At 65.2% G+C, this 12,593-nt stretch carries 8 protein-coding genes and 1 pseudogene; 8 read left to right on the forward strand and 1 reads right to left on the reverse strand.

Going from position 1 to position 12,593, the window contains the following annotated elements; genetic code table 11:
* The first annotated feature begins 428 nt into the window (after positions 1-428).
* The 8 genes and pseudogenes from A176_RS05200 to A176_RS05225 all read left to right on the forward strand — a co-directional run bounded on the left by A176_RS05200 (position 429) and on the right by A176_RS05225 (position 8,272).
* Entirely contained in the window at positions 429-1,028 is a 600-nt protein-coding gene (locus tag A176_RS05200) for a TetR/AcrR family transcriptional regulator (protein ID WP_002638838.1), read from the forward strand.
* A 139-nt stretch (positions 1,029-1,167) separates the two neighbouring features.
* Positions 1,168-2,277, forward strand: a complete 1,110-nt coding sequence (locus A176_RS05205; protein ID WP_044889640.1) for an efflux RND transporter periplasmic adaptor subunit — start codon at positions 1,168-1,170, stop codon at positions 2,275-2,277.
* Positions 2,278-2,316: 39 nt separating this feature from the next.
* Complete coding sequence (locus A176_RS05210; protein WP_002638841.1) at positions 2,317-5,424, forward strand: efflux RND transporter permease subunit; 3,108 nt, start codon at positions 2,317-2,319, stop codon at positions 5,422-5,424.
* A gap of 153 nt (positions 5,425-5,577) precedes the next feature.
* Positions 5,578-7,020: a TolC family protein gene (locus A176_RS05215; RefSeq protein ID WP_044889639.1), complete on the forward strand. Its 1,443-nt coding sequence runs from the start codon at positions 5,578-5,580 to the stop codon at positions 7,018-7,020.
* 15 nt (positions 7,021-7,035) lie between these two features.
* Positions 7,036-7,164 (forward strand): annotated as a pseudogene (locus A176_RS41000) (dihydrofolate reductase family protein); the annotation flags it as partial.
* 100 nt (positions 7,165-7,264) lie between these two features.
* Positions 7,265-7,555 (forward strand): hypothetical protein, encoded by a 291-nt coding sequence (locus A176_RS05220; protein WP_044889638.1) that lies wholly within the window; start codon positions 7,265-7,267, stop codon positions 7,553-7,555.
* A 158-nt stretch (positions 7,556-7,713) separates the two neighbouring features.
* Entirely contained in the window at positions 7,714-7,866 is a 153-nt protein-coding gene (locus tag A176_RS38560; protein ID WP_002638844.1) for a hypothetical protein, read from the forward strand.
* A gap of 52 nt (positions 7,867-7,918) precedes the next feature.
* Positions 7,919-8,272, forward strand: coding sequence for a hypothetical protein (locus A176_RS05225; RefSeq protein WP_226994205.1), 354 nt, complete (start codon positions 7,919-7,921; stop codon positions 8,270-8,272).
* 1,808 nt (positions 8,273-10,080) lie between these two features.
* Here the strand turns inward: A176_RS05225 and A176_RS05230 are convergent.
* Positions 10,081-12,312, reverse strand: a complete 2,232-nt coding sequence (locus A176_RS05230) for a trypsin-like serine protease (protein WP_021781106.1) — start codon at positions 12,310-12,312, stop codon at positions 10,081-10,083.
* Between the last annotated feature and the right edge of the window lie 281 nt (positions 12,313-12,593).

A 12,593-nucleotide genomic window follows, 5' to 3' on the forward strand; every position in this document is an offset into this window, starting at 1 on the left:
CGCGCGCGGCCGCCGCGGGTGACGCGGAGAGGACGTTGGCACTGCGGGGTGGGGCGCCCCTGCGGGCCAGGCGGGGGACTGGTGTCCCCGAATGGGAAAAGATTCATGGGGTAGGCAACGGCCGCGGCTGTCAGCGCTTCGCTCGGGTCCCTCGCCGGCACCTGTTGGGTTCCTGCGTGGGGAGGACGCGACCCGCTCATGGCGGAGCGCCGCTGTCCGCTTTGGGCCTGAAGGCGTTGAAGCGGGGAAGTGCCGGACAGCTTCGGGTCGTCTGGCCGACCTGGCTTTCCCTTCATCACGAAGGCGCTGCGCCCACTCGCCTTATAGGCCTCTGCTGTACCTGCTCCGGCGCTGCTCCCGGCGAGCGGCGTCCGCGACAGCGCGTTGTGCTTGCGTGAACGAATTGACCAGATTATAAATCTGGGTCAATGGGTTCGGACGCGCGAACAGCAATCCTCGATGCCGCCATCGAAGTCTTCGCTCGCTATGGCTTCAAGAAGGCCTCAGTCGAAGACATCGCCCGTCGTGCGGATGTCGGCAAAGGCAGTATCTATCTGCACTTCGAGAACAAGGAGGCGCTGTTTGAAGCCTGCGCTCAAAAGGTGTTCGCCGAGGTCAATGCCGCGCTCAATGCGGCCATCCGACAGGCGACAACGCCCCAAGAGCAGATCCGCGCCTACATTCGGTTTTGCCTCAAGCCACATGCCTGGACTCCTGGTGGGCGGCGCGTGGAGCTGACCACGGTCCTGGAGCTCGGCGAGCAGGCGGCACACCTCATTCCTGTGATGGTGGAGCAAGAGGTGGCTCTTCTTGCGGGCATCATCGAGAGCGGTGTGGCACAGGGGCTCTTTTCCGTGGCCGAGCCTCGCTTGCTGGCTGAGGGGTTGGTCGAGCTGATGTCCAGTGTGGGGGACTCGCTGTTAACAAAAGACCTCGACGGCCATCGTGAGCGAGCGCTCGAGGCCTGCTTCACCGTCTTCATCCGTGGGCTCTCGGCCTCCAAGGTTCCGCAGACACCCTCCCGCTGAAGTGCCACACCCGCCGTGCCGCTCCATTCCGCGCCAAGGCGAAGAAGGCATTCGTGCGCTCGGAACTGACCAGAAAACCCAACTTAGTCAATTTGTGCCGAAGGCAAAGAGTCACCCGCCTACCACGAGGAACGCAGTGATGAAGATGACCTGGAAGACAGCAGCGGTGGCCGTGGCGGTGGTTGTGGCTGGGTGCGGCGGTGGCAATGCAGCGCCCGCGCCGTCCGCGGCGCGGGTGGTCCAGAAGCCCGTGGGGGTCCGTACCGTCAGGCCGGCTCCCCAACTCAAGGCGAGCGTCTTGAAGGCCACTGGCAGCGTACGCGCCCGGCAGGAGGCGACCTTGAGCGCCGAGGCCACGGGCCCCATCACCCGCGTCGCGGTGGACGTGGGGGACACGGTGAAGCGGGGCCAGGTGCTCGCACAGATGGACACCACCAACGTCCGGCTCGCCGTCAACCAAGCGCGGGCCGCGCGTTCGGCGGCGGATGCGGCGCTGGAGGGCGCGAAGATGGAGGTGGAGCGGGCGAGGGCGCTCGCGCAGTCGGGCAGCCTCGCGCGGGCTTCACTTGAGAAGGCAGAGGTGGGCTACCGCCAGGCGCAGGCCCAGGCCGAGCAGGCCGTTGCAGCCCTCGACAGTGCGCAGGAGGCTCAGCACGACACTCGCCGCATCGCCCCCTTCGACGGCGTCATCACCCGTCGCACCTGCAACGAGGGGGACTACGTGTCGCCCGGCACCGCCCTCTTCGGGCTCATCAATACGCATGCGCTCGAGGTTCGCGCGCCAGTGCCCGAAGCACTCGTGGACCGCGTGAAGGTGGGCAGCCTCGTCAGTGGGACGCTCAATCCTTCCGGGGCTCCGTTCGAGGCGAAGGTGCGCAGTCTGGGGGCCGTCATCGACCCGCAGACTCGCACCGTCGAAGTGCTCGCGGACGTGGTGCCGGGCAAGAACAAGGGCGTGATGCTGCGTGCGGGCGCTCTTGTGGAGCTGGACTTCACCGGCACCCTGTCCGCCGACGGAGAGGGGGCGTCCGCGGGGCTGTTCCTGCCCGCGCAAGCCGTCCATTCCCGCGGCCAGGAGGGTTTCGTCTGGGTGGTCCGCGAGGGCAAGGCCCAGCGCCGTGATGTCAAGGTGGAGCGAGTGCTGCCTGGCTTCGTGCGCGTGGTCCAGGGACTCGGCCTCGAGGAGCACGTCGTCGCCGACGTGAGCCTCCCTCTTCAGGACGGCGCCGCTCTCCAGGTCGTCCGGTAGCCCCCTTCATCTCTTCCCGCTCCACCGCACGCCACCGTCATGCTCAAAATCTTTATCAAACACTCCGTCTTCACCGTCATGTTGATGGCGGCGGTCGTCGTCTTCGGCCTCTACGCCTACCCGCGCATCGGCGTCGACCAGTACCCCAACATCGACATCCCCTACGTCTCCATCACCACGCTGCTGCCGGGCGCTGCTCCGGCGTCCATCGAGGAGACTGTCTCCAAGCCGCTGGAGGAGGGGCTCAACACGCTCAACGGCGTGGACGAACTCAGCTCCATCAACCTGGAGAGCGTCAGTCAGATCACCATCGCCTTCAAGATGGGCACCGACGTCAATGTCGCGGCTCAGGACGTGAGAGACCGCGTGCAGGCCTCGCTGCGCTCGCTGCCAGCCGGCATCGAGACGCCCGTCGTGGAGAAATTCGACCTCGGCGCGGCCCCCATCCTCACGCTGTCGCTCACCGGTGCGCTGCCCGTGGAGGAGTTGACGCGGGTGGCGAAGGACGTGGTGAAGCCCGCGCTTCAGAGCCAGGCGGGCGTGGGCAGCATCGACGTGGTGGGTGGCCGCGAGCGTGAAATCCAGGTGGTGGTCGACCCGCAGCGTCTGCGCGGCTACGGGCTGGCCGTGGGCGATGTGAGCCAGGCGCTGCAGGCGCAGAGCGTGGACCTGCCGGGTGGCCGCGCCACGCAGGGCGGCCGTGAGCGAATCATCCGGCTGACGGCCGAGGCGCAGAGCGTGGAGGAGCTGAGCAACATCATCATCGTCAGTCCCAACGGCACACCGGTGCGAGTGCGGGACGTCGCGGCGGTGGTGGACGGCGCTCAGGAGGCGCGGGGCCTTGCGCGCTCGGACACCGGCGCCGCGCTGGCGCTGGTGGTGCGAAAGCAGTCAGGCGCCAACACCGTGCAGGTGGCGGAGAGCGTCAAGGAGTCGCTCGCCGAGCTGAACGCGTCGCTGCCCCAGGGCGTGGACATCAAGACCATCAGCGACAACTCCACCAACATCCGCTCGTCCATCAGCGCGGTGCAGTTCGACATGCTGCTGGGCGGCGCGCTGTCGGTGCTCATCGTGCTGGTGTTCCTGCGCAACCTGCGCTCCACGCTGGTGTCCGCCATCGCGCTGCCGGTGAGCGTCATCGGCACCTTCGCGGTGATGGCGATGCTCGGCTTCACCTTCAACATCATCACCATGCTGGCGCTGACGCTCTCCATCGGCCTGCTCATCGACGACGCCATCGTGGTCATCGAGAACATCGTCCGGCACCTGGAGGAGGGGAAACCGCCCATGCAGGCGGCGCTCGAGGGCACCCAGCAGATTGTCGTCGCGGTGCTCGCGGTGACGCTGGCCATTGTCGCGGTGTTCATTCCCGTGGCCTTCATGGAAGGAATGATTGGCCAGTTCTTCTACCAGTTCGGCGTCACGGTGGCGGTGTCGGTGCTCATCTCCTACGCGGTGTCGATGACGCTCACGCCCATGCTCTCCAGCCGCCTGCTCAAGGGCCATGCACATGGCCCTACCAACAAGGTGAGCGCCGCCATTGAACGGGTGTTGGTGGGCATGGAGAACGGTTACCGCCGCATCCTGGAGGGCGTGCTCAAGCGGCGCGCTTTGACCCTCGTCGCGGCCGTGGGTGTGTTGGTGTTGACCTTGGGTCTGGCGAGCTTCCTCAAGTTCACCTTCATCCCGCCTTCCGACAACAGCGCCGTCAAGGTGACGCTCGAACTGCCCGTGGGCGCCACGCTCGAGGACACCGAACGGGAGCTGGGCGTCGTCGCCGCGCAGGTGCGCACGCTGGAAGGCGTCAAGGAGACCTTCAGCACCGCGGGCGGTGGCACGCTCGAGGAGGTGCACAAGGGCGAGGTGATGGTGAACCTGGTTCCGCCCAAGGAGCGCTCATTCGACCAGGAGTCCTTCAAGGTGCGCTTGCGTGAGGCGCTGCCCGTGCGCCCCGGCGTGTTGACCTCCGTCCAGAACATCTCCGACGTTGGCGGTGGCGGCAACACCCAGGCAGTCCAGTTCATGCTGCGCGGCACCGACTGGGAGCAACTCGTCGCATCGAGCGAGAAGCTGCTCGGCACGATGAAGACGAACCCGAACTTCACCGATGTCGACTCGACCTACCGCAGCGGAAAACCCCAGTTTGACGTGAAGCTCAACCGGGAGCGCGCCGCACAGCTCGGCGTGCCGGCTGCTCAGGTGGGCCAGGAGCTGCGCGCCTATCTGGGCCGCGACGAGTTCATGACGTACCGCGAGGGTGGCGAGACCTTCGATGTGAAGTTGCGTCTGCCCGAGGCCACGCTCGCTTCGGAAGATGCGCTGGGCCAGCTCACCGTGCGCACCGTTGGCGGACAGTTGGTGGAGCTGCGCAACGTGGCGGACATCATCCCGTCCGAGGGGCCGGTGCAGATTGACCGGCAGAACCAGAAGCGGCAGATCACCCTGCTCGCCAACCTGGCACCCGGCTACTCCCTGGGCGAAGCCATGACCTATCTCTCCGAGCAGTCCGAGAAGGACCTGCCCGCGGGTGTGGAGGCGGGCTTCTCCGGTGATGCGAAGGAGATGGGCAAGACGGCCGCAGCCTTCGGCATGGCGCTTGGGTTGGGCATCTTGCTGCTCTACATGATTCTGGCGGCGCAGTTCGGCAGCTACATCCACCCCTTCACCATCATGCTGTCGCTGCCCTTCGCGCTCATCGGTGCCATCGGCGCGCTGCTCTTGTCGGGCAATGCGATGTCCATGTTCGCGCTCATCGGAGTCATCATGTTGATGGGGCTGGTGGTGAAGAACGGCATCCTGCTGGTCGACTTCACCCAGCAACTGCGCGAAGCGGGCAGGAGCGCGGGACACGCGCTGCTGGAGGCAGCGCCGGTGCGTCTGCGTCCCATTCTCATGACGACCATCGCCATGGTGGCCGGCATGGTGCCCGTGGCGCTGGCTCAGGGGGATGGCGCCGAAATGCGAGTACCGATGGCGCTCGTCATCATCGGCGGACTCATCAGCTCCACGGTGCTGACGCTGGTGGTGGTGCCCGTTGTCTACTCGCTGCTGGACGGACTCGTTGCCCGCTTCGCGCGCCGCGAGGTCAGTCCGCTGGCATTGGATGTCCCTGCGGCATCCTCCAATCCCTCGAGCTCCCTTCTTTAAGGATGCTCACACCCACGTGACCTCCGCGGTTTCTCGTTGAATGCGGAGTTCTCAGGTCGCGGGTCCGCGGGCTCTGGTCCATTTCGTTCTTCTTTATCGGCGCCGTCCGGCGCCGCAGCGCTTGTCGTGTCTCCTCTTTCTAAGTCAATCACCATGTTCATCCCTGTTCTCGTATCAAGCCTCCTGCTGACCCAGGCTTCCAGCTTCCCTGTTATTTCCGCACGAGCCCCAACTGCCCCAGAGGCTCTCACCGAACCCAATGTGCCTGTGCGTCCAGTCGACGCGCAGAAGGTTGTCAGTGTCGACAAATCCGAGACAGTTGCCGCTTCAGAGGCTTCACTCAGGTTGCTTTCATTGACGGAGGCACTTCGACTCGCGGAGCGGGGGAACCCTGGCCTTGAGGCGGCCCGCGCCCGACTCAGACAAGCGAGGCTGTTGAGTAACAAAGCCTGGGCTGGGTACTTCCCGAGCGTCACCGCGAACGGTACATACACCCGGAATCCCGTGGAGTTGGTGTTCGAGGTACCTGAAGCTCCGGAGCCCATTCCTCTCCTGAAGAGGGACCAGTTCGCTGGCCAGCTCAACGCACAACAGGCGGTGCTCGTGCCGAGACTGTGGCCCGCCATTGAGAATGCCTATCTTGGGGAAAAGGCGGCGGAGTTGACGGCGGAGAGTACCCGCCGTGAGACGCTGTTCGCAGTGGCCCAGGCATACTTGGGGGCTGCGAGCTTGCGTGAGGCGATGGCAGTGCAGGAGCAACTCCTGGATGTACGCCGGGGCTTCGAGCGCGACGCCCAGAATCGTCTCGAGGTTGGCGACGTGGAGCGGCTGGCGTTGCTGCGCGCGACCCTGGACCGCAAGGAGGCAGAGCAGGAGGTGGTGCGCAGCCGCAATGCCTATGCCAATGCCAAGAGCGCGCTGGCCGCGCTCCTCGCCCGTCCCGTGGACTTCGACGTCGCACTGCCGAAGGAGTCAGCGGTCGCGATTCCCGTGGAGGTCAGGGATGTGTCCGCCGCGGAGACGACCGCACTCGAAAGACGTCCGGACGCCGCGAGTGCGCGCCTTGACATCGACCTGGCTAGAGGGGGCCGGAAGCAAATCCTCTTCGAGTACCTCCCCGACCTGTATGCCACGGCCAACTACACGGCAACGAACGTCGCTGGACTCACAGGACAGGCGACGATGTGGACGGCGGGGCTTTCCTTGTCGTGGACGCTGTTGGACGGCGGTTTGCGTGAAGCCAACCTGCGCGAGGCGAACGGAAGGATTGCCGAGGCCCGCGCCAACTTGCGTGGGGCAGAAGAGAAGATTCGTGACGAGGTGCGCAGGGCCGTGACGGACTTGGGGACTGCCGAAGCCAATCTCGGCACGGCGGAGGAGCGCGTGAAGCTCTCATGGGAGAGCGCACGCCTGGCGAAGGAGAGCTTCGAGGCGGGCGCCAGCACGTACCTTCAAGTGACGGACGTCAACGCGACGCTCGCCAATGCCCAACTGTCTCTGGTGGCAGAGTCGCTCAACGTGCAGCTCTCTCGCTTGGCTCTGGCGAGAGCGATGGGCCTCTTTGACCCCACCGGCAATTCGCTCGTGGAGCCCTAGGGGCTGTACCCGATTCCCATCATCAGTGGCCGTGGGCCGACGTTGTTTCATGGCCTGTCGAGTGCGCGGCATCTCGAGTTCCTCTCGACGCAGCGGTTCAAGTCTGGCGTGCAGGCGCTCCACTTCCGTCGCAAAGCGGGATGAGCGTGGAAGGACCCGAGCGCTTCACCGGCTGCTGCCTGTGAGATGAAGTCGAGGAGGTTCCCCGCCGTTACAGTTCGGCGCTCTTGGGGCGAGAGGACACATGCATCGCGACGATGAGGCAGAGACGGACAGCCTCCACCCGACGACGGTGTCGGAGGAGGAAAGGGCGCTCGGCTTCAAAGAAGAAGCCATCCCTTCACCAGGTGCTGGGCAAGCCGCCTCGGCGCCTGGCCTGCGCGCGGTCTCCATGTGGGTCATGAAGGGGAAACGGGCGATCAAAACGGCCAGCCCCGACGGAGAGGTTTTCTACGCCATCAGGAATGAACAAGGTCGAGAGGTCGACCCCCCCGTGGAGTCGCTGAGCGTTCTGTGGCGGCGGTACATGGCGTAGAACCATCCCGGATGGAGCCTCCTGCTTCTGACCTCTCCCCCATTGGGGATTGCCGCCGGACGCGCTTGCGACGCCTACTGCTGGTTGCGGAGCACGGCATACGGATGAGGCTGACGCCGGATGTGGAGCTGGAGGACGACGGCGGGTGAGCGCTGTCGGTGAAGGTCTTCGTCCACGAGCAGCGCGGCTGCGTCGCTGAGCTCCATCCCGCGGGCGCTGAGTGGCAAGTGCGATGGCTGCGTGGGACGGTGGACCTCAACCGCCAGGGCAGCGGCACGGCCACGGTGCGTGGGACGGCGCCGGGCCTGTAACTGAGTACGGAGCATCGCGAGTGTCTGGCGTGCCCAGGATGCCTACGTTGAGGTGACGGACGAAGCTGGCGCCTTCCCTGCTGGCGTCCTCGGAGTGGACGAGCAGCCTCCTTGTACGACGGGGCCCGTGCCCCAGTCCCCGGAAGAGCGATTCGGCGTCACCTCCGCCCGGGCCGCGCGTGCGGCCCAGCGACGTGACGCGGCTGACGCCTTCGCGGACCAGCTCGGGGCGGGCTGCGTCCACGTCATTCTGCCGCACGTGGTCCTGGCCGTGGAAGGGCTGGAGGTACCGTCCCTCCAGACCGTCAGCGACAAGCAGCTCGCTTATACGCGGGCTGACCGCGCAGATGCCGTCGAGGGCTTCCTCAGCACGATGCTGGCGCGAAGCTGCCACGCTCCAACGTAGATGAGCAGATGCCGATGCTGCGCCGGCTGGGTGCAGAGCCACCTGCGTGCGGACACGGAGAGCCGCTACGGGTTGGACGGCCAGGCAGGGCGGACCCGGGCAGCGGGGTGGTGGGCGAAGCCTTCCGCAAAGCACGAGTCGCGAAGGTGGAAATGCCCGCGGGCCCGCTTCTTCACATCGACCTGGCGTGGCCATGAGCCTGACGGTGATCTCGGACCTCCTCGCTGAGCAGGGCCGCGTGATGCCCGCGCGCCTCGGCCACTCGCATTGACGCAATGCCGGACTGGTCTTGAAGCGTGCGTGATGTAGCGACCGAGTTTGAGTTAGGCACATGCCGCCACGAGAGGTGCGTGGGGCTCAACGTCTACGCCGAGTTGATGGAGTCTTCTTAGTGCGATTGTGCGGGGGCTTCTTTGACACGGGGGGCGGGAACCAGTCGGGTGCTGATGGCGTGTACCAACTCTGGCTCCTGAGCCAGGCATCGTAGTGGACATAAATAGCTTGGAGTCCGCCTGGTGCATCTCGCTCTTTAAAGAATGCCTCAAGCGTTTCGAAGAGGAACTCGACGCGTTCTTTCTCCCCAGATTCATGAGGCCCCCTGTTCGGGGATGTCCGCTGAGCCATGAGGTGGGGCACAATCCCAAACCAAGCAAGATTATACCCCCTTTGAGCTGGGGGATGAGCCACTCTCGAAATCCCGTGAGTGCTCCTTCGCCGACCGCTGTGTCGAATCCGAGCAGGTAAGCGACCATGACGTCGTATCCCTCCGTCGGCAGGAACATGAGTGGATGTGACTTCAATTGATGAAGGTGTTCCCTCAAAACCATTATCTTCCTCTATGTCGGTCGCCAAAATCCGGTCGCATGCGCGACTTCCAATGCATGCAACCGGCAAGAAGTCCTGCCGGACTGAGGCTGATAGCATACGACAGGAGGAGCTGGGTCGGGCGCTGCGGCAGGCACGCTACGCCCGCCACTTCCGTTGCCTGCTGACCATCAAGCTCCGCGCCGAGAGCAAAGGCTCTTGCGAACCTGCGTACCTGGAGCCTTGATCCGGCCGCCGTCTCTCTCTGAGTGGGGAGCTGCCTGAGAGCGAGCACCCCGTAAGTGCTGGTGGATGGCCCGCGCCTGGGGCGGACAGAGGTGGAGTTGCAGCGGGCGTATGCGTGCTTGGACGGTAGTCCCGCGGCCTGGACGCGGTTGGCCCAGGCGAAGCTGGGGTATGGAGCGCCGGAGGCCGCTGCCTTGGTGGAACTGGGTGCCTATGAGGCTTTGGTGCCTGTGGAGGCAATCAGTTCCGATGAGGGCCCTCTGCACGCCACGGTGGGCCTCCTGGCGGGATGCATGGTTGATGGGCTTCAGAAAGCACGGGAATTTGGTCACGTCGGTTGGAGGGCTTGTCTTCGAGCCAGTGCTCTCTGAGCACAGGCCGATGGCCGCATGCCGTCGGGGCCCCCGACGTGGACTCAAACCACGGACCCGTCGATTCACAATTGCTCGCTCAACCGGCCGAGTCTTCTTCTCAGGCCGAGAGGGTAATTCAAGGTGCCCCAGAATGGCCGGCTCTGCCCTCGCGTGATGGCGCCGAGGGACCGCTGCTCAAGGTCGCTGGAGGTCGTGCTCCTTCTTGAGCGCGCGACCCTCCTGGAGGAACGGGGCTTCCACGTCGAGTTCCTTCGACGCTTCGAGCCGCGCCTGTCTCCACGCAGCCCTGCACTCATCGCGTCGAGGAGGGGTTGCGCCTGTCCCGGGCCGCTCCTCGCTTCCCGCGGCGCTGCATGGGGGGCCTCCGCACGTGCCGGTCCGCGTCTACGGCTTGGAGCAGAAGTGCAATTCGTAATCGAGGCCGTTGGTTCCCAGCACCTGCCTGTCAGTGAATCCTGGCGGACAGGAGATGGCGCCCGTCGAAGGATTGGGCACATACGTGCCGCCATTCACCTGGCCCCACATGCCTCCGAAGGGGTACTGCGCTGGTGTCTTGGACATGTTGCGCATGTGGCAGTAGTGGAGGTTGGCATCGAGGCCAGGGGTCCCCAGGACGCGTGTGGCCGTGTACCCGGAGGGGCAACTGGCACTGTTCGTATAGGGATTGGACCTCAAGACGCCGTTGACGGTGCCCCACATCCCGCCGAAATGGAGGGCCTCGTTATTGCCCCCGAGAGAGGGCCGTGAGCAGAGGAACACGCTGAAGTCGACGGCGCGGGTCCCCAACAACTGCGTGGCCTTGTACCCAGCGGGACACGTGCGCTGGTCGGTCGCGGGGTTGTCCACGGACGTGCCCCCATTCACGGAGCCCCACATGCCGCCGAAGTCCCAGCGCGTGGGCGGCTGGTAGCAGAAGTGCAAGGACCAATCGACGTTGGGGTATCCCGACACCGGCCTGCTCACGAAGCCAGTCGGGCACGAGGCGGCGCCCGTTGCTGGATTGGGCGCGACCTTTCCACCGTCCACCTGGCCCATCATGCCGCCGAAGGGGAGCGACGGAGTCGTGCCGGAGCCGTGGGGCCTGTAACAGACGTGCACTTCGTAATCGACGTTGGGAGTCCCCAGGACCCGCTGATCCGTGTATCCCTCAGGGCAGGACGCCTCGAGCGTATAGGGGTTGGGCATCACAGCGCCCAAGACGTAGCCCCACATGCCGCCGAAATCGTAGAGCGGCGCTCGGCCCGCCTTCTGAGGCCGGGAGCAGAGGAAGACATCTCCATCGCGCCCGGGGTAGGCCACGGAGCCAAGCAGCCGCGTCGGCTTGTAGCCCACGGGGCAAGTGTCCGAGCCGGTCGCGGGGTGGTGCGCGAGGACGCCGTTGTCCACGTAGCCCCACATGCCGCCGAAGTCGAGGAGGCTGGAGTACCCCGCCTTGAGGCGCATGTCATTGGCACTCGCGTAGACGTGTATCTTCACGGAGTAGGTGCCCACGCTCGGGTAGTCGATGGTGCACTTCTCTCCATTGCCAGGATTTGCCGAGTCGCAGGGGTGTGTGAACGCATCGGGCTCGGCGCCGAACCTCACATACACGTCGCCGTCACCCTCGCTGCTGCTCAGCTCGAACTTCAGGTCGGAGGCGCCCTCGGGCACCGATAGGGTGTAGGTGCAGGTCCAGTCGTCCTCGTCCACGTCGATGACGGGCACCGACGCTCCATTGGTGAGGATGCAGGTCGTCGAGGTAATCCAGGAGCCGAACGACGACACCCTCGCGGACATGCCAGGGAAGCGCGAGTCGCCACAGCCGTAGCCCCAACTGAGAACGCCCGCCAGCGCGCGCGTGTCGCCGTAGGGGACCGTGAGCGGGCCGCCGCTGTCGCCATCACAAATGCCCGTGCCGAGCGCCGCCGCGGGGATTTGGTCCTCGGTGATGTGATGCGTCGGATAGGCCGCTTGGGCCACGCTGTTGCTCTGGATGATGAGGTTCGTGGTCCGAAGCGTGTTGTTGAAGGTGTCGTTGAGGAAGTGCGCTCCCCAGCCGGTGGCTCGCGCGACGACGCCCGGGGTGGTGACGCGCGAAGATTCATCGACCGGCGTGATGAGTGGGATGGCTTTGGCGTTGGGCCCGCTCAGGTCGAGCGGCGTGGCCAGGAGCACCAAGGCCACGTCCTTGCCCGATGAGGTGTCCAGGAAGCCGGGGTAGGGGATGACATCTTCCACGGTGGGGGTCTGGCCATGGTGGACCCCGTCCAAGGTGGTGCTGCCTACCATGACGAGATCCGGCTCGATGAGGTTGCCGTACTTGTCGAGCACGCAATGCTGCGCGGTGAGGATCCATTTCTCGTTGAGAATCGAGCCGCCACAGACCCTGCGACCCATTTGGGTCGTCGCACTGTTGAAATAGAGCATCGCCTGCCAGGGATTGTCGCCAATCGTCGTGTCAGTCCCGTTGACGATTTCCTGGGCACTGGAGGGGGCCGGCTCCTGCGGCTCCACGACGGCTTGCGAACCACACCCCACCAGCAGAGACATCAGTACGGCGCTGGCCCATCGGCGAGAGGCGCAGCGGACGATGGCGCCCTGGAGGGGCGCGAGGAAGGAGGACCTGAGACGGGGCATGGATTTCGTGTTCCGTGGCCAATGCGAGGGAAGCGCGGCGTGGTCATGAGCGGTTCCACGGCGCAGGTTCAATCGCTATCACAGTTCCCGAGGGGCCGCGCTTGGGGGCCGAAACGACCCGTACTCACGACGAAGCCATGCCGAGGCTGCTTCTACGCGGCGAGCGTCAGACGTATGTCGTTTCGCTGCCGCGTCATGCGGTATTGATGTGAGATGTATTATGGGGGCTGCCCAGGCCGTCTGAACTCATCGACATGCACCACTTCACGTGAGGAAGCGGG

Origin of the sequence: Myxococcus hansupus (assembly GCF_000280925.3) — a bacterium.
GTDB lineage: Bacteria > Myxococcota > Myxococcia > Myxococcales > Myxococcaceae > Myxococcus > Myxococcus hansupus.